General features: G+C 73.2%; 19 protein-coding genes and 1 pseudogene. 8 read left to right on the top strand and 12 right to left on the bottom strand.

Annotation, left to right across the window (positions count from 1 at the left end; genetic code table 11):
* Positions 1-74 precede the first annotated feature (74 nt).
* A complete protein-coding gene (locus C1I99_RS15460) occupies positions 75-1775 on the bottom strand; it encodes a bifunctional metallophosphatase/5'-nucleotidase (RefSeq protein WP_111134919.1) in 1701 nt (566 codons plus the stop codon).
* A 314-nt stretch (positions 1776-2089) separates the two neighbouring features.
* On the opposite strand from C1I99_RS15460, the gene C1I99_RS15455 reads away from it, so the two are divergent.
* The gene (locus C1I99_RS15455; RefSeq protein WP_111134918.1) at positions 2090-2887 is read left to right on the top strand and encodes an alpha/beta fold hydrolase; all 798 of its coding nucleotides are present in this window, start codon (positions 2090-2092) and stop codon (positions 2885-2887) included.
* A gap of 131 nt (positions 2888-3018) precedes the next feature.
* Here the strand turns inward: C1I99_RS15455 and C1I99_RS15445 are convergent, their stop codons facing one another.
* Positions 3019-3798, bottom strand: a complete 780-nt coding sequence (locus tag C1I99_RS15445) for a phosphodiesterase (RefSeq protein ID WP_111134923.1) — start codon at positions 3796-3798, stop codon at positions 3019-3021.
* 215 nt (positions 3799-4013) lie between these two features.
* Here C1I99_RS15445 and C1I99_RS15440 point away from each other — a divergent pair, with 215 nt between their 5' ends.
* Positions 4014-5423 carry a sensor domain-containing diguanylate cyclase gene (locus tag C1I99_RS15440; protein ID WP_111134917.1) on the top strand — a complete coding sequence of 470 codons (1410 nt, stop codon included), beginning with the start codon at positions 4014-4016 and terminating at the stop codon, positions 5421-5423.
* Between the two features lie 13 nt (positions 5424-5436).
* Here the strand turns inward: C1I99_RS15440 and C1I99_RS15435 are convergent, their stop codons facing one another.
* Entirely contained in the window at positions 5437-6498 is a 1062-nt protein-coding gene (locus C1I99_RS15435) for an aspartate-semialdehyde dehydrogenase (protein ID WP_111134916.1), read from the bottom strand.
* Between the two features lie 5 nt (positions 6499-6503).
* Positions 6504-7769, bottom strand: coding sequence for an aspartate kinase (locus tag C1I99_RS15430; RefSeq protein ID WP_111134915.1), 1266 nt, complete (start codon positions 7767-7769; stop codon positions 6504-6506).
* A gap of 225 nt (positions 7770-7994) precedes the next feature.
* Here C1I99_RS15430 and C1I99_RS15425 point away from each other — a divergent pair, with 225 nt between their 5' ends.
* Both C1I99_RS15425 and C1I99_RS33975 read left to right on the top strand, forming a co-directional pair.
* Positions 7995-8819, top strand: a complete 825-nt coding sequence (locus C1I99_RS15425) for a hypothetical protein (protein WP_233512518.1) — start codon at positions 7995-7997, stop codon at positions 8817-8819.
* 83 nt (positions 8820-8902) lie between these two features.
* Positions 8903-9289 (top strand): annotated as a pseudogene (locus C1I99_RS33975) (nitroreductase family protein); the annotation flags it as partial.
* A 424-nt stretch (positions 9290-9713) separates the two neighbouring features.
* Here the strand turns inward: C1I99_RS33975 and C1I99_RS15415 are convergent.
* The 5 genes from C1I99_RS15415 to C1I99_RS15400 form a co-directional block, all read right to left on the bottom strand.
* Positions 9714-10040: a DUF1416 domain-containing protein gene (locus C1I99_RS15415; protein ID WP_111134913.1), complete on the bottom strand. Its 327-nt coding sequence runs from the start codon at positions 10038-10040 to the stop codon at positions 9714-9716.
* 3 nt (positions 10041-10043) lie between these two features.
* A complete protein-coding gene (locus C1I99_RS15410) occupies positions 10044-10892 on the bottom strand; it encodes a sulfurtransferase (RefSeq protein ID WP_111134912.1) in 849 nt (282 codons plus the stop codon).
* A 211-nt stretch (positions 10893-11103) separates the two neighbouring features.
* Positions 11104-11181: an Ms5788A family Cys-rich leader peptide gene (locus C1I99_RS34785; RefSeq protein ID WP_311202345.1), complete on the bottom strand. Its 78-nt coding sequence runs from the start codon at positions 11179-11181 to the stop codon at positions 11104-11106.
* 113 nt (positions 11182-11294) lie between these two features.
* A complete protein-coding gene (locus tag C1I99_RS15405) occupies positions 11295-12080 on the bottom strand; it encodes an LmeA family phospholipid-binding protein (RefSeq protein WP_111134911.1) in 786 nt (261 codons plus the stop codon).
* A gap of 79 nt (positions 12081-12159) precedes the next feature.
* Complete coding sequence (locus C1I99_RS15400; RefSeq protein ID WP_111134910.1) at positions 12160-13221, bottom strand: hypothetical protein; 1062 nt, start codon at positions 13219-13221, stop codon at positions 12160-12162.
* Between the two features lie 243 nt (positions 13222-13464).
* Between C1I99_RS15400 and C1I99_RS15395 the strand changes: the two genes are divergently transcribed.
* The 3 genes from C1I99_RS15395 (at position 13465) to mshD (ending at position 16194) form a co-directional block, all read left to right on the top strand.
* The gene (locus C1I99_RS15395; protein ID WP_199562140.1) at positions 13465-14184 is read left to right on the top strand and encodes a winged helix-turn-helix transcriptional regulator; all 720 of its coding nucleotides are present in this window, start codon (positions 13465-13467) and stop codon (positions 14182-14184) included.
* Positions 14185-14331: 147 nt separating this feature from the next.
* Positions 14332-15210: a polysaccharide deacetylase family protein gene (locus C1I99_RS15390; RefSeq protein ID WP_233512517.1), complete on the top strand. Its 879-nt coding sequence runs from the start codon at positions 14332-14334 to the stop codon at positions 15208-15210.
* A gap of 57 nt (positions 15211-15267) precedes the next feature.
* On the top strand, positions 15268-16194 hold the full coding sequence (gene mshD, locus C1I99_RS15385; protein WP_111134908.1) for a mycothiol synthase: 927 nt from the start codon (positions 15268-15270) through the stop codon (positions 16192-16194).
* Positions 16195-16358: 164 nt separating this feature from the next.
* Here the strand turns inward: mshD and C1I99_RS15380 are convergent, their stop codons facing one another.
* Positions 16359-17192 (bottom strand): NUDIX hydrolase, encoded by an 834-nt coding sequence (locus C1I99_RS15380; RefSeq protein ID WP_111134907.1) that lies wholly within the window; start codon positions 17190-17192, stop codon positions 16359-16361.
* A gap of 70 nt (positions 17193-17262) precedes the next feature.
* Between C1I99_RS15380 and C1I99_RS15375 the strand changes: the two genes are divergently transcribed.
* Positions 17263-18231 (top strand): Gfo/Idh/MocA family protein, encoded by a 969-nt coding sequence (locus C1I99_RS15375; protein ID WP_111134920.1) that lies wholly within the window; start codon positions 17263-17265, stop codon positions 18229-18231.
* A 52-nt stretch (positions 18232-18283) separates the two neighbouring features.
* Here C1I99_RS15375 and C1I99_RS15370 read toward each other — a convergent pair whose 3' ends face one another.
* On the bottom strand, positions 18284-19288 hold the full coding sequence (locus C1I99_RS15370) for an inorganic phosphate transporter (RefSeq protein ID WP_111134906.1): 1005 nt from the start codon (positions 19286-19288) through the stop codon (positions 18284-18286).
* Positions 19289-19292: 4 nt separating this feature from the next.
* Positions 19293-19919: a DUF47 domain-containing protein gene (locus C1I99_RS15365; protein WP_111134905.1), complete on the bottom strand. Its 627-nt coding sequence runs from the start codon at positions 19917-19919 to the stop codon at positions 19293-19295.
* Between the last annotated feature and the right edge of the window lie 448 nt (positions 19920-20367).

The following is a 20367-nucleotide window of genomic DNA, read 5'->3' as shown; positions in this document are numbered from 1 at the left end:
CCGCCTGACGGCCGGTCCTTCGACAGTGGGCCCCGGAGCGGGTGCTCCGGGGCCCACTGTCGAAGGACCGGCCGTCAGGCGGCGGCCTCGGCGGTGGTACGGATGCGGTCCAGGGCCGGGGCCGAGACCGGGGACTTCGCGGTCAGGTACGCCACGAACGCGTCCAGGTCGATCATGCCGGTGACCTGGTTCTTCCCGCCGGTGAGGACGCTGAACCCGTCACCGCCGCCGGCCAGGAAGTTGTTCACCGTGACCCGGTAGGTGGCGTCGGTGTCCACCGCGGCACCGCCGAAGGTCAGGCTGCCCCGGACCACCCGGCTGCCCACGCACGGGTCGGCGGTGGCGCCGGTGGCGCCGGCCGGGTCGACGACGTAGCGGACGGTCGAGGACGGGTAGAGCGTGCGGCCGGTGACGAACTGCTGCTCCAGCAGGCAGTAGAGCTGCGCGCCGGTGAGGTCGAGGGTCACCAGGTTGTTGGCGAACGGCTGCACCGTGAACGCCTCCTCGTAGGTGACCGTACCGACGTCCAGGTCGGCGCGGACGCCGCCGGGGTTCATGAAGGCGGCGACCGCGCCCTGCTCGTCGGCGGTGGCGTCGAGCTGCGCGTCGGCGATCAGGTTGCCCAGCGCCGACTCACCGGTGGTCGTGCCGTAGAGGATCTCCTGAGTCCGGGTGATCGCCTCGCTGGTCCGGCCGACCTCGCGGCTGGCGACCGGGCCGAGCACGTCCTTGTAGCGGGTGATCAGCGCGGTCTGCGCCGGGTCCTTGGCGACGTCCCGGGTGACCACGAGGTTCTCGGCGCGCGCGGTGAGCACGTCGCCGGTGCGCCGGTCGATCTGCAGATCGATGTCGGTGACCAGGCGGCCGAAGGAGCTGGCGCTGGTGACCAGCTTGCCGTTGATGTTGCAGTTGTACGCCTGGTGGGTGTGCCCGCTGACCACCACGTCGATCGACGGGTCCATCCGATTGGCGATGTCGACGACCGGGCCGGTGAAGCCGGTGCAGTCGTTGATGCCGCCGCCGGACGCCTGGTTGCCGCCCTCGTGCAGCAGCACCACGATCGTCTCCACGCCCTTGGCGCGCAGCTCCGCGGCGTACCGGTTGGCGGTGTCGGCCTCGTCGGAGAAGGTCAGGCCGGCGACCCCCTGCTGGCTGACGATCTGCGGGGTGCCCTCCAGGGTCATCCCGATGAAGCCGATCTTGACGCCCTGCACGTTGTGGATGGCGTACGGGGCGAGCAGCGGCTCGCCGGTCGCGGTCGTGAACGCGTTCGCCGACAGGTACTGGAAGCCGGCGCCCTCGTACGGGGTGCCGTCGGCGCAGCCGTCCACCGGGTGGCAGCCACCGTTCTGGATGCGCAGCAGCTCGTCGGCGCCCTCGTCGAACTCGTGGTTGCCGACGCTGGCGTAGTCCAGCCCGGCCAGCGACAGCGCCTCGATGGTCGGCTCGTCGTGGAACGCGGCCGACAGCAGCGGCGACGCCCCGATCAGGTCGCCGGCGGCGACGGTGATGGTGTTCTTCTTCCTGCTGGCCTCGCGCAGCTCGGCGAGGTGGGTGGCGAGGTACTCGGCACCGCCGGCGGCCTGCCCGGCGATGGTGCCGCTCGATCCGCTGGGCGGCTCGAGGTGACCGTGGAAGTCGTTCAGGGCGAGCAGGGTGACGTTGACCGGCTTCGGTCCGGCGTCCGCCTGGTCGGGGGTGGTCGCGAGCGCGCCGAACGCGGTCACGGCGAGCGCGGTCAGGCCGATGGCCCGACGCATCCCGGGGTTGGACATGGAACTCCTCGTGAGAAGCCGGCACGGGCGTCCGGGCGGTGGTTCGCCCCGGGGCCGGCCCGCGCCGTCGGCAGGGTTCGGGTCGCGGTGGCAGCGGTGGGGGACCGCCGCCGGAGTCGCAGGACAGCCTCTCATCGCAGGCCGCCGTCGGTCGACCGGGGCAGCACATCAGAGCTGCGAATACCCGCGATGACCGGGCCGGTATCGATGGGTGATTCCGACATGACCGGCAGGTGGCGGCGGTTCCTCGCGGATGTCGGTGGGGTCGTCTAGAAAGGACCGGACGGACGACGGACGACGGGAAGGACGATCGGATGAGTGGCACCTCCCCGGCCGTGCACGCGGTGCGGTCGGCCGACGGCACGCGGATCGCGTACGAACGCTCGGGCGAGGGGCCGCCGGTCATCCTGGTCGGCGGCGCCTTCAACGACCGGTCGACCACCCGTGAGCTGGGCGAGGCGCTCGCGCCGGACTTCACCGTCATCGGCTACGACCGACGCGGCCGGGGCGACAGCGGCGACACCGCGCCGTACGAGATCCGCCGCGAGGTCGAGGACATCGCCACGCTGGTCGAGGCGGCCGGCGGCAAGGCCCACCTCTACGGTCTCTCCTCGGGGGCGATCCTGGCCGCCCGGGCGGCGGCGCACGGGGTGCCCGCCACCGGGCTGGTCATGTTCGAGCCACCGTTCCAGGTGGGGCCGCACGCCGGCTCCCGACCGGACGTCTCGGCCCGGGTGGCGGAGCTGATCGCGGCCGGTGACCGTGGCGGAGCGGTGCAACACTTCGTCGTCACCGCGGTGGGGCTGCCTCCCGAGGCGGTCGCCGGGATGCGCGACCAGCCGGTGTGGCCCTACCTGGAGTCGATGGCGCACACCCTGCCGTACGACACGCAGATCAGCGCCGGCGGTGTGCTCCCGGCCGACCTGCTGGCCACGATCACCGTCCCCACGCTGCTGGTGGACAGCACGGCGAGCCCGCAGTGGTTGCGCGACGGGGCGCGCGCCGCCGCCGAGGCGGTTCCGGGCGCGCGGCACGTCAGCCTCGACGGCGGTTTCCATGACGTGCCGGCCGCGACGCTCGCCACCGAACTGCGCGCCTTCCTCCTCGGCTGACGTCCACGCCCGGGCTCGCCGGCGAAATAGACCCGGCCGGGCAACGACACCGGCACGTACGCCTCGGCGGCCGCGGATCCCGGCAGTCGGGGTAGGTGTGGCGCCCGCCGGGCGGGCAGCCCCCGGCCAGGTCAGAAGCCGCAGGTCATGCCGGCGGCGTGGCTCGACTGCACCAGGTGACTGACGCAGCCGTCCGCACTGACTTGGTGCAGCAGCAGGGCGGTCGGCTCGGCGACCCACCCGATCTGCTCGTCCGCGCTCATCGTGAGCGAACTCTGCCGCCAGGTGCTCGGCGCGGTGGTGAGCACCGTGCCGGCGAAGGCGGCGGTGACCGGCCGGTGCAGGTGCCCGGCGAGCACCCGTACCACATGGGGGTGCCGGCCGATCACCTCGGCCAGCGCGTCGCCGTCGGCGAGCCGGATGGCGTCGGCGGCCGGGATGCCGACCGCGATCGGCGGATGGTGCAGGCACACCACGGCGGGCACCTCCGGCCGGCCGGCCAGCACGCCGTCCAGCCAGCCGAGCTGCTCCTCGCCGAGCCTGCCTCCGCCGGCGCCGGGGGTGAGGGAATCCAGCACCACGACCGTCGCGTCCGGGTGGTCGACGTGGTAGTACGCCGAGAAGCCGCCGCCCAGCCAGGGCGTGCCGCCGAAGAGGTCGAGCATCGACTCCCGGTCGTCGTGGTTGCCGGTCGCCAGGTGCACCGGCAGCGGGAATCGGCCGATGATCTCGCGCAGCGCAGCGTACTCGTCGGGGCGGCCGTGGTCGACCAGGTCGCCGGTGATGACCACGCAGTCCGGACGGGGCCGCAGCGCCAGCACCCGGCCGAGCGCGCGGTGCAGCCCGGCGGCCGGTTCGGCGGCGAGCACGCCGGTGGTCACGTGCGGATCACTGAGCTGGGCGATGAGCATCCGTGCCTCCACTCGACCGGGACCTTCACGCTATCGTCCACGCGCCGGCCAGCGCGGCCTCCACACCCACCGGCCGCGTCCACACCCTGTGGATGGCACATGTGTACGAAGACGGTGAGCGATCTTGGTTACCGGCGGGTCACTCGCTGCTGAGTACGCTTGATCCTCACGCCCCGGCACCGGCCGGCCCCTCCCCTACCTGGAACGACGTACGAGTGGATCACCAGCGAGTCATCCGTGCCGTCACGGTCCGCCTGCCGATGGCGTCGACCGCCGTTGAAGCCTGCCAGTGGACCGTCACCGCGCTCGCCCGGCACACCCCGGCCACCATCTCCGTCCTGCTCCAGGTCCACGACCGGCTGCGCTGCGTCGCGGCGACCGGCTCCTGGCAGGTCTTCTCGACGGTGCCCCCGAAGACCGGCATCGTCGGTCGGGTCTACGCCTCCGGCGAGACCGCGGTCGTCCCCGACGTCGCGGCGGACCCGGACTACCTCCCGGTGCGCCCCGACGTCACCGCCGAGGTCTGCGTACCGGTGCTCGACCCGGCGGGCCGACCGGTCGGCGTGCTCGACCTGCAGTGGTGCGAGCCGGTCGAGCTGGCCCCCTGGCGGGAGACCGCCGAACGGCTGGCCGCCCGGCTGGGCGCCCGGATCGTGGCGCTGGGCGGGCCACCGGCGGAGAGCCGGAGCGAGAAGCTGCTGCGGCACGCCGCCGCGCTGACCTCCGCGCCGACCGAGGAGGACCTGTGGGCCGCGGCGCTCACCGCGGCCCGTGACGTGTCGACCCTCTCCGCTGCCGCGCTGGTGCTCGCCGGCCGGCTCGGCACCCCGGCGGCCGCCCCGAGCGAGCTGGAGACCCGGATCCGGGCCGAACTGGTCGAGGCGGGCCCCGGCGCGCTCGACCGGATGACCAGCCGCGCCCACCGCCACGGCGCGGGTTACACGCTGGGCGAGGCGGGGCACCCGCCGACCGTGGACTACGCCCCGCTGGCCCGCGCCGGCGTACGCACCCTGGTCGCGGTGCCGGTCGGCCCGCCGGACACCGGCGGGGTGCTGCTGGTCGCCGACGAGCGGCTGCTGTGCCCCAACCCGACCACCGTCAACCTGGTGGAGCTTCTCGCCGGCCAGGCGTGGAGCTGCCTGGACCGGCTGCGCACCCTGGCCCGGCTCCGTGAACAGGCCAGCTCCGACCCACTGACCGGGTTGCGGCATACCGGGCCGTTCGGCCAGCGGATCGCCACGGCCACCCCCGGGCGTACGGCCCTGCTGGCGATCGACGTGGACGGCTTCAAGACCGTCAACGACACGTACGGCCACCAGGCCGGTGACCGGGTGCTGATCGGGCTGGCCAGGGCGTTGGAGGGGGCACTGCGGCAGGGCGACGAGCTTTACCGGATCGGCGGCGACGAGTTCGTGGCGGTGATCGAGGTGAACCGCCCCGAGGAGGCGGTCCGGATCGCCGAGCGGCTCACCGAGGCGGCCCGGCGCACCGGCCGCACCATCAGCGTGGGGGTCGCCCTACCCCGCCCCGGCGAGTCCCCGGAACTCACCCTCCGCCGCGCCGACCAGGCTCTCTACGCCGTCAAGCGCCACGGCCGCGACGGCGTCCGCCTCGCCCCCGCCTGAGACGTAAGCCGTGTCAGTGGGGGGTCAGTTCGGTGGCGAGGAGTTCGGCGATCTGGGCGGTGTTCAGGGCCGCGCCCTTGCGGAGGTTGTCGCCGGTGACGAAGAAGTCCAGGGCGCGCGGGTCGTCGATGGCGCGGCGGATGCGGCCTACCCAGGACGGGTCGGTGCCGACGGCGTCGATCGGCATCGGGAACTCGCCGGCGGCCGGGTCGTCGACCAGGATCACCCCGGGCGCGTTGCGCAGCACCTCGCGCGCGCCCTCGGCGTCGACCTCGGTGGCGAAGACCGCGTGCACCGCGACCGAGTGGCCGGTCACCACCGGCACCCGTACGCAGGTGGCGGAGACCTTCAGGTCGGGCAGCCCGAGGATCTTGCGCGACTCGTTGCGCAGCTTCACCTCCTCCGACGACCAGCCGCCGTCGGCGAGCGAGCCGGCCCACGGCACCACGTTCAGCGCCAGCGGCGCGGGGAACGGGCCGAGCTCGTCGCCGACCGCCTGACGGACGTCGCCGGGACGGGAGCCGAGCACCCGGTCGCCGGCGATCTTGGTGAGCTGGGTGTGCAGAGTGTCCACGCCGGCCTGGCCGGCACCGGAGACCGCCTGGTAGGAGGCGAGCACCAGCTCGCGCAGCCCGTACTCGCGGTGCAGCGGGGCGACCGCGACGATCATCGCGAGGGTGGTGCAGTTGGCGTTGGCGATGATCCCCTTGGGCCGGTTGCGGACCTGCTCGGGATTGATCTCCGGCACCACCAGCGGGACGTCGCGGTCCATCCGGAACGCTCCGGAGTTGTCCACCGCGATCGCCCCACGGCTGACCGCGATCGGGGCCCACTGCGCGGAGACGTCGTCCGGCACGTCGAACATCGCCACGTCGACGCCGTCGAACGCCTCCGGGGTGAGCGCCTGGACGGTGAGTTCCTCGCCCCGGCAGCGCACCCGCTTGCCCACGGAGCGGGCGGAGGCGAGCAACCGGATCTCGCCCCAGACGTTCTTGCGCCCGGTGAGCAGCTCGCACATCACGGTGCCGACGGCACCGGTCGCTCCGACCACGGCCAGGGTGGGCAGCGACGCCATGCGCGCTACCGTCCCGTCCCCGCGTAGACGACGGCCTCGGTCTCGCCGCCGAGGTCGAAGGCCTCGTGGATGGCACGGACGGCCGCGTCGAGGTCGGTGTCGCGGCAGACCACGGAAACCCGGATCTCCGACGTGGAGATCATCTCGATGTTCACGCCGGCCTGACCGAGGGCGGCGAAGAAGCCGGCCGCGACCCCCGGGTGCGACCGCATGCCGGCGCCGATCAGCGACACCTTGCCGACGTGGTCGTCGTAGAGCAGGCCCTTGAACTTGACCGACTCCTGGATCTTGCTGAGCGCGGCCATGGCGGTCGGGCCGTCGGTCTTGGGCAGGGTGAAGGAGATGTCCGTACGCCCGGTGCCCTCGGTGGAGACGTTCTGCACGATCATGTCGATGTTGATCTCGGCGCCGGCCACGGTGTCGAAGATCCGCGCGGCGGCGCCCGGCTCGTCGGGCACCCCGACGATCGTGATCTTGGCTTCGCTGCGGTCGTGGGCGACCCCGGTGATCAGTGCTTGCTCCACAGGAAGGTCCTCCATCGATCCGGTGACCATCGTGCCGGTGTTGGTCGAGTATGACGAACGGACGTGGATCGGCAAGCCCGCCCGGCGCGCGTACTCCACGCTACGCAGGTGCAGCACCTTCGCGCCGCAGGCGGCCAGCTCCAGCATCTCCTCGTAGGTGATCTGCTTGATGTGCCGGGCGTTCGGCACGATCCGCGGGTCGGCGCTGAAGATGCCGTCGACGTCGGTGTAGATCTCGCAGACGTCCGCGTGGAGGGCGGCGGCCAGCGCCACCGCCGTGGTGTCCGACCCGCCCCGGCCGAGCGTGGTGACGTCCTTGGTGTCCTGCGAGACGCCCTGGAAGCCGGCGACGATGACCACCGCACCCTCGTCGAGCGCGCCCTTGAGCCGCCCCGGGGTGACGTCGATGATCCGCGCCTTGCCGTGTACCGAGGTGGTGATCACGCCGGCCTGCGAGCCGGTGAACGAGCGGGCCTCGTACCCGAGGTTGTGGATGGCCATGGCGAGCAGCGCCATGGAGATCCGCTCACCGGCGGTGAGCAGCATGTCCAGTTCCCGGCCCGGCGGCAGCGGGCTGACCTGGTTGGCCAGGTCGAGCAGCTCGTCGGTGGTGTCGCCCATCGCGGAAACCACCACCACGACGTCGTCGCCGGCCTTGCGGGCGGCGACGATGCGCTCGGCCACCCGCTTGATCCGCTCGGCGTTGGCGACGGAGGACCCGCCGTACTTCTGCACCACGAGTGCCACGACGGTGCACTCCCCTCCCAGCGACGACCCTGAGCGTGCCGGCGCCGCCGGGTTGCGGGCCGGCGGCGCGTGTCGGACGTGTTCAGCGTATCGGGCGGCCCGCGCCGCCGGGTCGGGTGATCCCACCATCCGGCCCGGCGGCGGCGGTGGGGTGGGGCACGACACGCCGGGCCCGCCCCGCCGCAGGGGTCCCCGCGCGCCGCGGCGGCACCGGAGAATGTCCGGGTGCACGCCCACCTCCCCCGGACCGGACCCACGGCCGCGACCAGCCCGCCGGGGCGTACGCCCCGGCGCCTGGCCGGCCCGCTCGCGCTCGCCCTGCCGGCGCTGCTCGCCGCCTGCACCGCCGACGCACCGGAGGCGGTGCCGCCGACCCCCACCACGGCGCCCGCCCCGGTCGGGCTGGACCCGGCGCGGGACGAGCTGGCCGCCCTCGCCGCGGCGGCGCAGGACCGGCACCTGGTCGCCGGCTACACGCTGCGCACGCCCGGCGCCCCGGACCGCACCGTCCTGGTGACCCTCGCCACCGACGGCACCTGGCGGGTCGACGTGCCCGGCGGCGCGCTGGGCGGCACCGCCGACGTGTCGTACGCCGTCACCGCGGACGGGCTGTTCCAGTGCGCCCTGCCCTCGGCCACGCGACCCGGGACGCCCGGCTGCGTACGCCTCGGCGACCGCGACGACGCGGTGCCCCGGCGGCTGGACCCCCGGGTGCAGCACCCCTTCACCGACTGGCTGGGCGTGCTGACCGACCGACGGGCCCCGCTCGCCGTGTCGCCCGCCCAGCCACCGCCCGGCGCGACCGGCTCCTGCTACTCGGTGGAGACCACCTCGACCTCGATCAACGCGCCACTGGACGCGGGCATCTACTGCTTCGCCCCGGACGGCACGCCCACCGCCGTGCGGACCGCCACCGGCACGCTGGTCCTGGCCGGTCCGCCCGGGCCGGCCCCGGCGACGGTGCAGCTCGCCGGCCCGGTGATGGACGGCGAGCCACTGGGCACGGCGACGCCGGACCCGACTGCGAGCCCGAGCGCGGGAACGTTCTGACCCTGATCCCGTTACGGGTGGTGTTGCCCACATTCGTCCACCCCACCTCATGGTGCAAATCGCCCATAGGGGATAGTCCTCGCATGGCCGACCTCACCTCGCTGCTCGCGTTCCGCTGGAGCCCCCGATCCTTCGACCCGACCGCCGAGCTGACCCCGGCCGAGGCGTCGGCCCTGCTGGAAGCGGCCCGCTGGGCGCCCTCGGCGGGCAACGGCCAGCCCTGGCGGTTCGCGCTCGGGCACCGCGACGACGACACCTGGAAGCGGATCCTGGTCAACCTGCCCGAACGCGACCAACGATGGGCGGCCCGGGCCTCGGCCCTGCTGCTCGCCGCCCACCTGAGGCCGGACGCCGAGCCCGCCAGGTACGCCGCCTACGACCTGGGCCAGGCCGTCGCCCACCTGACCGTGCAGGCCACCGCGCTCGGCCTGCACGTGCGCCAGGTGCTCGACCTCGACCGGGCCGGCCTGGTCGAGGCTGCGCTGCTCGCGGACGGTCGGCGGGTCGTCCCGCACCGAGATCCAGGTGAACGCCGCCAGCAGTACCGCCCAGGCCACGGTCGCGACGAGCAGCCAGCGCGGCCACCGCCGGGGCGACGTCGGCTGGTCGGGACCGGTCGGCGGGGCGTACCCCGGGTAGACGACACCGCTCACCCGCTCATCGTGTCACGCGGCGGCGGGCCACCGGCCGCCGCGTCACCGCCCCGGCGTCCCCTCGTCTTCCCGGAGCCACCATCACGGCGCCGCCCCAATCGGGGCCGGCCGCTCGCGCTCTGGGTGCAGTTGTTGTCGCTCCAGCGGCGACAACTGCACCCGAAGGAGTGCGAGCGGACCGCGACGCGTGGCCCGCCCCTCGCGGACGAGGATGCGGGCCACGCGGCGGTCAGAGCGTGGGTCAGGCCAGGGCCACCGTGACGGCCACCTCGTTGATGCCCCGGCCGGCGGTCACCGAGGTGTCGCCGTTGCCATGCCGGGAGAGTGCCCGCAGGGTCCAGGTGCCCGGCGCGGCGAAGAACCGGAACTGCCCGGCCGGGGAGGTGACCACCTCGGCGGTGAACTCGCCGGTGGCGTCGAGCAGGCGGACGTACGCACCGGGCACGACCTCGCCCTCGCCGGAGCGGACGACACCGGTGATGACGGTCTCCTTCTCCAGGTCGAGGCTGGCGGGCAGCGGGGCGGCCTGGTCGGGAGCGGCGCAGCCGGCAGCGGTAGGAGCGGTCATGGCTCAGGCCTCCCCGGGCTCGTCGCCGAGCGCGACCGGCACGCCGACCAGCGAGCCGTACTCGGTCCAGGATCCGTCGTAGTTCTTCACGCTGCGGTGGCCGAGCAGCTCTTGGAGCACGAACCAGGTGTGCGAGGAGCGCTCGCCGATCCGGCAGTAGGCGATGGTCTCCCTGCTGTCGTCCAGCCCCGCGTCGGCGTAGATCTTGCGCAGCTCGTCGTCGGACTTGAAGGTGCCGTCCTCATTGGCCGCCTTGGACCACGGCACACTGATCGCGGTGGGCACGTGGCCGGCCCGCTGCGCCTGCTCCTGCGGCAGATGGGCGGGGGCGAGCAGCCGGCCGGCGTACTCGTCGGGGCTGCGCACGTCGACCAGGTTCTTGGTGCCGATCGCGGCGACCACCTCGTCGCGGAAGGCGCGGATCGAGGTGTCCGGCTGCTGCGCCACGTACTGGGTCCGCGGGCGGGTCACCACGTCCTTGACCAGCGGGCGGGCGTCCAGCTCCCACTTCTTGCGGCCGCCGTCGAGCAGCTTGACGTCGCGGTGGCCGTAGAGCTTGAAGTACCAGTACGCGTACGCGGCGAACCAGTTGTTGTTGCCGCCGTAGAGGATGACGGTGTCGTCGTTGCTGATGCCGCGCTCGGAGAGCAGCGCCTCGAACTGACCCTTGTTGACGAAGTCCCGGCGCACCGGGTCCTGCAGGTCGGTCTTCCAGTCCAGCTTGATGGCGCCGGCGATGTGGCCGGTGTCGTAGGCCGACGTGTCCTCGTCGACCTCGACGAAGACGACGCCCGGGGCGTCGAGGTTCTTCTCGGCCCACTCGGCCGAGACCAGTGCGGTGTCGCGACTCATCAGATCACTCCCTGGTGAGGATGGATGGTGAGCCAGCGCGCGGAGATCGATGAAATGTGAGTGTCGCACCACGCGCGGGACCCAGAGCTAGGAACGGATCACGGGTTCGTGCGACGGCGCCGCTGCCGGGCGTGCGGTGGGAGAGCACCGAGAGGGTACGCGGACCCTGAGTGCCGCTGACCGCCTCAGGCGGCCGAGGACAGCCCCGCCGTCAGATGACGGGGCGACACAGGCAGGTGGCCACGCGGCACAGGTCGACCGCGCGCCGTTTGGTGAGGAGCGTCCCCATGAGCAGGGAGCCTACCAGCCGTCGTGGGGACCGCCACCGAGCCGACCACCATCCGGGACACCGCCGGTCACCCGGCCTCCCCGGCCGGTGGCCGCGCCCCGCCTCCGCCGGGCTCAGCCCACGGCGTTGATCGGCACGTTCCGCGCGTCCGCGGTCACCGCCAGCCCTTCGGGCAGCGGGCGGACCTCGCGGACGGCGAGCTGGAACGGCAGGTCGGGCAGGGGCACGTCGACCGAGATGCCCTGGGCGTAGTTGTTCAGCAGCGTCCGGGCCAGCGGCACGTTCGGCAGCCCTTCGGCGTTCAGGTCGTTGAACCGGAGCGCCACCTGCCCCTGCTCGCGGACGGTGATGTCGGCGGTGCCGGTGACGGTGAGCCGCTGGCCGAGGATGTCGACCGGGGCGGTGACGGCGAGCTTGCCGCCCTGCTCGCCGAGGGTCAGCCCGGGGCGGTCGAGCAGCTTGGCCAGGCTGTCGTAGCTGATGGTGCCGGTGCCGGCGACGGTCTCGGCGATCACGTCGCCCCGGCCGGAGCGGAGGGTGTCCAGGGACGCCTGGACGTTGCGGGCGTCCACGTCAAGCGTCGGCAGGCTGACCGCGTCGCCCTGCACCGACCCCCGCACCTCGCGCAGTCTGATGGTGATGCGCTCGTAGCGGCCATCGAGCACCTGGGTGAGGAACGGGAAGCCGCCGACCTCGACCTCCGGCGGGGAGGATTGGGCGTCCTGCCGGGCGACCTGCTGCCGCACCTGGTCGGCGATGGCGCGCTCAGCCACCCCGGCCGCCACCCGGTCAGCCACCACCAGCAACCCGACCAGCACCAGCAGCAGGACGACGAGGGCGACGAGCACCTTGCGCCCACGCCGCCGGGGCCGCTCCTGGTACACGTAGTCCTGCGCCACACCGCCTCCTGTCTCCGTGCCGGGTGCCGCGAAACGGCCCCACCGGTGGTACCCGAACCGGGAAATCCTCAATCGGGCGTTAGAGAACCAGCTTGCACATGGCGTACGCCGCCGGCGCGGCCAGGGCGAAACCGCCGAGCGGGCCCTGCATGTGCCGGGCCACCCACATGGTCGGCAGCTCCCCCGCCATCAGCCGGCCTGCCTCGGCGTACCCGACCGCGAGGTCGGCCAGCACGGCGGCGACCGCCGCCACCAGCCCGATGATCGCGGCCTTGGTGGGGGTGAAGGGGGTGACCAGGTAGCTGCCGAGGACTGCGCTGACCAGGGTACCGACCATGGCGCCGACGACCACGCCCGCCGCGCCTCGGGGCACCTGGGGCGCCAGCCGCGGCCAGGGCGCCACCGCGTCGGTGAGCCGGGCGATGGTGAGCGCGACGCCACTGGCGGTGAGGCAGACGGTGATCGCCTGGGTGCCCGCCGGGATCCGGCTGAGCACGATGAGCGTGGCGAAGGCGACCACGCCGACCACGATGAGCAGGGTGGTGCCGAGCGAGTCGGTCACCCGTACCCGGTCGACCCGGCGGACCAGCTGGCCGAGCACCCCGAGGAGGAACCCGCCCGCCGCGACGTAGCCGAGCGGCGCGAGGCCGGCGATGTCCGTCTGCACGGCGGCGGCGTCGGCGGCCACCGCCACCCCGACGCTGACCAGCGCGACCGTCAGGAACGCGGGCGGTCGCGCGGCCATCGTCCAGGACAGCACGAAGAGCAGTTGGACGCTGAGGATGATGGCCGCGAAGGGCAGCCGGTGTCCCGGGCCGGAGGTCTGCGCCCCGAGCACCAGGCCGACCCCGAGCAGCGCGGCGAACCCGGCGACGGCCAGCGCGAGCGGGCGGCGCACCTCGACCGGGGGCGCCGTCTCCTCTTCGGGCTCGGCACTCGATTCCTCACTGGACCGGCGCGCCGGCTGGCCACCGCGCCGCGCGCGGCGCGGCCCGGTGCGTTCCCGCCGGTCGCCGTCGTCGTCCACCTGAGGGCCGGTACGCGGCGCCGGCGGCTGGCCTGCTGGCGGACCGGCCGGTGCGGGGCGCGGCCCGTCCGACCACGGATCACGGCCGGTCTCGGGGGAGCTGGAGGGAAACACGCCCCGATCGTGCCAGACCGGCCGCCCAACCCGGAGGTCACGGTTTCGGCAACGTTAAAACCTGATGCGCGATCAGGGGCAAGCCGGGCAAACGGGAAAGGGCGCGAAGGTCAAGCCGGGGCGATCGGTTACGCTCAAGCCGTTACCCGCCCGTCAGCGACGCCGGGACCAGGCAAGTTCTCAGCGCCACACCCCGCGAGGAGTGCCGCTGGTCGCGCGCGGCCGTGGGCCGCCGGGACGGAGGTGATCGTGGAGATCCTGCTGCTGGTGACCGCGCGCGCAGGGGAACCATCCGCTGTGCTGCCGGCACTGGACCTGCTGCCGCACTCGGTCCGCACCGCGCCGCGCGACGTCCGCACCCTGGTCGCCGGCCCCAGCCCGGACGCCGTGCTCGTCGACGCCCGCTCCGAGCTGAGCGAGGCCCGGGCCACCTGCCGGATGCTGCACGCCACCGGGCTCGGGGTGCCGCTGGTCGCGGTGGTCACCGAGGCCGGGCTGATCGCGCTCAACGCCGACTGGGGCGTCGACGACGTCATCCTCGCCTCCGCCGGCCCAGCCGAGGTGGAGGCCCGGCTGCGGCTCGCCGTCGGCCGGCTGAGCAACACCACCGCCGGGGCCGGCGGCTCCATCCGGGCCGGCGAGCTGACCATCGACCCCGACACCTACGCCGCGAAGCTCAAGGGCCGCCCGCTGGATCTGACCTACAAGGAGTTCGAGCTGCTGAAGTTCCTGGCCCAGCACCCGGGCCGGGTCTTCACCCGCGACCAGCTGCTCCGCGAGGTCTGGGGGTACGACTACTTCGGCGGCACCCGCACCGTCGACGTGCACGTCCGGCGGCTGCGGGCCAAGCTCGGCTCCGAGTACGAGTCGATGATCGGCACCGTCCGCCAGGTCGGTTACAAGTTCGTGGTGCCGCCGTCCCGGTCGCTGCCGGAGGCGGAGCCCGCGCCGCTGCCCGTCTGACCTTCGCACCCTAGAAGGAAAGCGTTACGTTTGCCCTTTTTGCGCGTCTCGCCGGCTCTATTCTGAATGCCGGTTTCGCGAGGAAGGGGCGATGGTGCACGCATCTATCACGGGAGCAGCGGCGGGCCGACCAGGGCGGGACCGCTGATGCGGATCTCCCCGGCCACCCGCGCCGCCGGCGTCGTCACGCTGGTGGTGGCCGCTCTACTCGGCTCCGCGTACGCGCTGGGGCGCAGCCTGATTCCCGATCCGCCCCGGCGCGACAGCGGGGTCACGACCAGTGCGGAACGCCCGCACGACGCCGACCAGCCGCCGGTGGACGACTCCCGCCGGCGCGACCTCGACGGCGGGCCGGCCGCGGCCGGCCAGGACGGTTCCGGGCGCGACGGCGCGAGCCCGTCCCCCGACGACGACCCGGCCGAGGGCGCCTTCGGCACCCGGAGCACCACCGGCACCGCGACCGTGGCGCTGACCTTCGACGACGGGCCCGACCCGCAGTACACCCCGCAGGTGCTCGCCGTGCTACGCGAACACCACGTCACGGCCACCTTCTGCGTGGTCGGCGAAAACGCGCAGGCCCACCCGGACCTGATCCGGGCGATCGTGGCCGACGGGCACACCCTGTGCAACCACACCTGGGACCACGACGTGACCCTCGGCGCCCGGTCGCCGGACCGGATCCGGGCCGACCTGCTGCGCACCGCCGAGGCGATCCGCGCCGCGGTGCCCGACGCCCCGATCGCCTACTACCGCCAACCCGGAGGCGCGTGGACGTACTCGGTGGTGGCGGTGGCGAAGGAACTCGGGATGATCCCGCTGCACTGGACGGTGGACCCGTCGGACTGGCGGGCGCCGGGAGCCGGCCGGATCGCCGCGACCATCCTCACCGCCGTGCGGCCCGGCTCGGTCGTGCTGCTGCACGACGCCGGCGGCGACCGGCAGGGGACCGTCGACTCGCTGCCGCGGATCCTGCGCGACCTGACCAGCCGGTTCCAGGTGGAGGCCCTGCCGGCCGACCCGACGTGAGTCCCGTCCGGGCCCGGGGACGGCGGCCGGCCACCGGCCCCCGACTACGGTGACGGCATGAGCAGCGCCGAACCGACCAGCGCCCAGGTGACCCGGACCGACCGACTCGGCCCGACGGAGGCGGCCGACGTGCTGGCCCTCGCACGCACCGCCGGCGACGCCGACGGGGCTGACCCGCTCGACGAGCACGTCCTGCTCCGGCTGAGGGATCCCGAGGCCCCGGCCGTGCACCTGACCGCCCGCGCCGACGACGGCTCGCTGGCCGGGTACGCCCACCTGGACACCACCGACCCCGCGACCGGGGTCGGCGTGGAGTTGGTCGTGCACCCGGCGTACCGGCGCCGCGGGACGGGGCGGGCACTGGCCCGTGGGGTGCTCGCCGCGGCCGACGGCCCACTGCGGGTCTGGGCGCACGGCGACCACCCGTCGGCCGCCGCGCTCGCCGTCGACCTGGGCTTCGGTCGGGCCCGGGTGCTCTGGCAGCTGCGCCGCCCGCTGACCGCCCCGGTCCCCGAGCCGCGGCTGCCCGACGGGGTGGCGCTGCGCGCGTTCCGCCCGGGCCTCGACGACGAGGCGTGGCTGGCGCTCAACGCGCGGGCCTTCGCCGAGCATCCGGAGCAGGGCCGATGGTCCCCCGCCGACCTGCGGGTACGTCTCGCCGAACCGTGGTTCGACCCGGCCGGCTTCCTGCTCGCCGTCGAGGAGTCCACCGGTCGGCTGCTCGGCTTCCACTGGACGAAGGTGCACGAGCGCCCCGGCTCGGCCCGCATCGGCGAGGTCTACGTGCTCGGGGTGGACCCGTCCGCGCACGGCGGCGGACTGGGCAAGGCGCTGACCGCGGCAGGCCTGGCGTACCTGCGGGACCGGCGTGGTCTCGACCGGGTCATGCTCTACGTCGACGAGTCGAACACCGGCGCGGTCGCCCTCTACGAGCGGCTCGGTTTCGCGCGCTGGTCGGCACACGTCAACTACCGGCTGGGCTGACCGGCGGCCGGGCCGGACGACGCGTCCCAGGCCGGTGGCGACCCGCCTCTCGGTGAGCGCGCGCAGCCGGGCCAGCCGGGTGTCGCCCGGGTCGCCTCGCCGTCGCGCGCCCGCGCACCGCTGCCGCTGGCCGCACGACAGGCTTCGACGGCACCCGGGGCTGATCAGCCCAGGACGAAACGGGGACTGCCGTGGGGCGGGAGGTCGAGTCGGGGGGTGACCGGAGTGGCCGCGTCGCGGCCGGCCGCCGCCCGGGCCACGCCGGCCAGGTCGCCGCAGGCCGCGACCTGGGCCAGGGTGACGAGGGTGGGCGGCAGCATGGTCAGCTCGCCCGCCTCGGCCCGGACGCGGGCCTCCGCCGGGCGGATCCACAGGGTGTGGTCGGCCTCGCCGGAGACGTCCCGGGTCCGCTGCCCCTCGGGCAGCAGCGCGACGAAGAAGTACGTGTCGAAGCGGCGCGGCTCGAACTCCGGGGTGATCCACCGGCTCCACGGCAGCAGCAGGTCCGAGCGGAGGGTGAGCCCCCGCTGCGCGAGCAGGTCGGCGAAGCCGGTCCGGCGCTGCTCCAGGGCAACCCGGGCCACCTCCCAGTCGTCCCCACTGACGTCGCCCACCACGGTCCCGGCGTCCGGGCCGGCGAGCAGCACGCCGGCCTCCTCGAAGACCTCCCGGGCCGCGGCGCAGACCACCGCCTGGGCGGCGTCCGGGGCGACCCCCAGCCGCTCGCCCCAGTTCCGCGGCACCGGTCCGGCCCAGTCCAGGTGCGCCTGCGAATCCGACCGGTCGACGCCGCCGCCGGGGAAGGCGTACATCCCGCCGAAGGCCATCGCGGCGACCCGCCGGATCAGGTACACCTCGAATTCGGTGCCGGCCGGACGGAGCAGCAGCACAGTGGCAGCGACCCGGGGCACCGCCGGGACGCCGCCCTCGGCGCGGAACCGGCGCGCGTGCTCCACCAGCGCCGGCGGTGCGGGGAAGCCGTCGCTGTCGATCGTCATGCGGCGAGCCTAGTCCCGACCGGTGGATCATCCGAGCCGCAGTCGAATGATCTTCGCTAGCCTGGCCGGCATGACTCGATGGGGAATCCTGGCCACCGGCCACATCGCCGGCCGGTTCGCCGAAGATCTCCGGCTGGTGCCGGGCGCCGAGCTGGTCGCCGTCGGCTCACGGACCGCCGAGAGCGCGGAACGCTTCGCCAGCCGGCACGGCATCCCGCGGGCGTACGCCTCCTGGACGGAACTGGCCGCGGACGCCGACCTGGACGTGGTGTACGTCGCCACCCCGCACGCGGCGCACCACGAGGCGGCGCTGACCTGCCTGCGGGCCGGGCGGGCGGTGCTGCTGGAGAAGCCGTTCACCCTCGATCTGGCCACCAGCGTCGAGCTGGTCGACGCCGCCCGCGCGGCCGGCGTCTTCCTGATGGAGGCCATGTGGATGCGGACCAACCCGGAGGTCCGGCGGGTCTGCGAGCTGGTCGCCGACGGGGCGATCGGCACGGTGACCAGTGTGCGGGCCGACTTCGGGGTGGCCGGGCCGTTCCCACCGGAGCACCGGATGCGGGCTCGCACCCTGGGCGGTGGGGCGCTGCTGGACCTGGGCGTGTACCCGGTGAGCCTGGCCCACCTGCTGCTCGGGGTGCCGCAGCACGTGCACGCCTGGGCGAAGCTCAGCCCGGAGGGCGTGGACGAGAACACCGGCATCGTCCTCGGCTACGACTCGGGCGCGGTCGCCACCCTGGGCTGCGGCATGGTCGGGGCGACTCCGGTGGTCGCCGCGATTACCGGGACCGGTGGCCGGATCGAGCTGCCTGAGCCGTTCTTCCGGCCGGGGTCGGTGACCCTGCACCGGGCCGGCGCGGAGCCGGAGACGATCCCCGCCGACCTGGCCGGCGGCGGCTACCAGTACGAGGCGCTGGAGGTGCAGCGCTGCCTCGCCGGCGGCCTGCTGGAGAGCCCGCTGGTCCCGCACACCGCCACCCTGGAGGTGATGGCGCTGCTCGACCGGATCCGCACGCGGATCGGGGTGGACTACCCCTGAGCCACCGGAGGGCCCCGCCCTGGTGTGCGGCGGGGGCCCTCCGGGTGGCCGGTCAGCTGAAGAAGGGACGGACCAGGAAGTACATCAGGGCGCCGATGGAGCCGGCGGCGGGGAAGGTGAGGATCCACGCCCCGATGATGTTGCCGGCGACGCCCCAGCGCACGGCGGAGAGCCGCTTGGTGGCACCCACACCCATGATCGCCGAGGTGATCGTGTGGGTGGTCGAGATCGGGGCCCCCAGGACCAGCGCGTTGAAGTAGAGCACCGAACTGGCCACGGTCTCGGCCGCGAAGCCCTCCGGCGGCCGCAGGTCGATGATCTTCCGACCGAGGGTCCGGATGATCCGCCAGCCTCCGGCGTAGGTGCCCGCCGCGAGCACGGCGGCGGAGGTCCAGAACGCCCACTCCGGGATGAAGGTCGCGTCGTCCTGGTAGCCACCCACGTAGAGGGCCAGCACCACGATGCCGATGGTCTTCGCGGCGTCCTGCATGCCGTGGCCGACCGACATGGCCGCCGCGGACGCGGTCTGCGCCCAGCGGAAGCCCCGGTTGAGCTTGCCCGGGTGCCCCCTCCGGAAGATCCACTGCACGGCGATCATCACGACGTAGCCGAGCAGGAAGCCGACCATCGGCGAGAGCACCATCGGGATGATGACGCTCTCCCCGATGCCGCTCCAGAGCACCGTGCCGGCGGCGGCCATGGTCGAGCCGACCAGGCCGCCGATCAACGCGTGCGAGGACGACGACGGCAGGCCGAAGTACCAGGTGATGAGGTTCCAGACGATGGCACCGATCACGCCGGCGAAAACGATGCCGAGGCTGGCCTGACCGGTGGGAAGTTTCACCAGGCCGCTGCCGACGGTCTTGGCGACCTCGGCGCCGAAGTGGGCGCCGATGAAGTTGCCGACCGCCGCCATGGCCAGGGCCACCCGGGGTGTCAGGGCCCGGGTGGAGATGCTGGTCGCGATCGCGTTGGCGGCATCGTGGAAACCGTTGGTGTAGTCGAACGCCAGGGCCACCGCGATCACCGCCAGCACGGCGATGAGTTCCGGACTCACAGGATCAGGACTCCTTGACCGCGATGGTCTCGACGGTGTTGGCCACGTGCTCGAAGGCGTCGCAGGCGGCCTCCAGCTCGTCGGCGACCTCCTTCATCTTCAGCACGGTCAGCGCGTCGTACTCGCCGGAGAAAAGGCGGACCAGCAGCATCCGGTACGCCTGGTCACCGTCGTTCTCCAGCCGGTTGCACTCGATCCAGTAGTCCTCGAGGTCCTTCATCGACTTCAGCCGCGGCATCGCCTCGGCGGTCAGCTTCGCCTGCTGGTCGAGGACGTTGACCAGCTCGTGCATCTCCCGCGGCAGCGACGGGAGCTTGGTGAGGCCGTAGAGGTAGAGGAGGTTCCCGACCGCCTCCAGGTGGTCCATCACGTCGTCGAGCAGCGAGCCGAGCCGGTAGATGTCCTCCCGGTCGAATGGCGTGATGAAGGTTGAGTTGATCTTCTTGTACAGCTCGTGGGTGATCTGGTCGCTAGAGTGCTCCACCTCGGTGAGCCGCTCGCTGACCGACTGCACCTCGACCCCGGGCAGGGCCAGCTCGTTGAGCAGCTCGGTGCCCTTCACCAGGTTCTGCGCGGCCCTGGTGAAGAGCTCGTAGAAGGCGCCCTCGTTCGGGCGGAAGGAAAACTTCACAGCACGGACCTCGTCGTGTCGGTGGAAGGGTGGCGGCACCCCGAGGGGGTGCCCGCCTGGGAATGCTAGGAAACGGTGAAACCTGGAATTCGTCGGCCTCCCCCCGGCCAGGCGGCATTCATTGTCCGTTCACCTGCCGTTCATCTCCGACGTTCCCCCACTTCCCAGCAGCCGCTCCCGTTCGTGCCGGACGCCAAAACCGGCAGGCGGATACCCGAGAGCGAACGTGTCGAACGTCTCCCGGACCAGGTGTGCACCGCCCAGTCCCGGCACCACGTGCGGTCCGCCCGCACCATCGCCCGCCGAGCGAACCCTACCCGCGTCGATCATGGAGTTGTGGTGGCCGGTACGCGGCGGTTCAACACCTTTTGGAAGGCACCACAACTGCATGATCCACCAGCTTCGGGGCTGTCTCTTATACACTTCTGACGCTGCCGACGAAGCTAGA

The organism is Micromonospora deserti, from assembly GCF_003236335.1.
Classification (GTDB): Bacteria; Actinomycetota; Actinomycetes; order Mycobacteriales; family Micromonosporaceae; genus Micromonospora; species Micromonospora deserti.
Note: the sequence above shows the minus strand (reverse complement) of the source record. Positions and strands in the feature narration are given on the sequence as shown.

Bases quoted from the DNA above. Each gene is read 5' to 3' on its own strand.
- C1I99_RS15460 (WP_111134919.1), bottom strand. From the start codon at position 1,775: ATGTCCAACCCCGGGATGCGTCGGGCCATCGGCCTGACCGCGCTCGCC.
- C1I99_RS15455 (WP_111134918.1), top strand. From the start codon at position 2,090: ATGAGTGGCACCTCCCCGGCCGTGCACGCGGTGCGGTCGGCCGACGGC.
- C1I99_RS15445 (WP_111134923.1), bottom strand. From the start codon at position 3,798: ATGCTCATCGCCCAGCTCAGTGATCCGCACGTGACCACCGGCGTGCTC.
- C1I99_RS15435 (WP_111134916.1), bottom strand. From the start codon at position 6,498: ATGGCGTCGCTGCCCACCCTGGCCGTGGTCGGAGCGACCGGTGCCGTC.
- C1I99_RS15415 (WP_111134913.1), bottom strand. From the start codon at position 10,040: ATGACCGCTCCTACCGCTGCCGGCTGCGCCGCTCCCGACCAGGCCGCC.
- C1I99_RS15410 (WP_111134912.1), bottom strand. From the start codon at position 10,892: ATGAGTCGCGACACCGCACTGGTCTCGGCCGAGTGGGCCGAGAAGAAC.
- C1I99_RS34785 (WP_311202345.1), bottom strand. From the start codon at position 11,181: ATGGGGACGCTCCTCACCAAACGGCGCGCGGTCGACCTGTGCCGCGTG.
- C1I99_RS15390 (WP_233512517.1), top strand. From the start codon at position 14,332: ATGCGGATCTCCCCGGCCACCCGCGCCGCCGGCGTCGTCACGCTGGTG.
- mshD (WP_111134908.1), top strand. From the start codon at position 15,268: ATGAGCAGCGCCGAACCGACCAGCGCCCAGGTGACCCGGACCGACCGA.
- C1I99_RS15380 (WP_111134907.1), bottom strand. From the start codon at position 17,192: ATGACGATCGACAGCGACGGCTTCCCCGCACCGCCGGCGCTGGTGGAG.
- C1I99_RS15375 (WP_111134920.1), top strand. From the start codon at position 17,263: ATGACTCGATGGGGAATCCTGGCCACCGGCCACATCGCCGGCCGGTTC.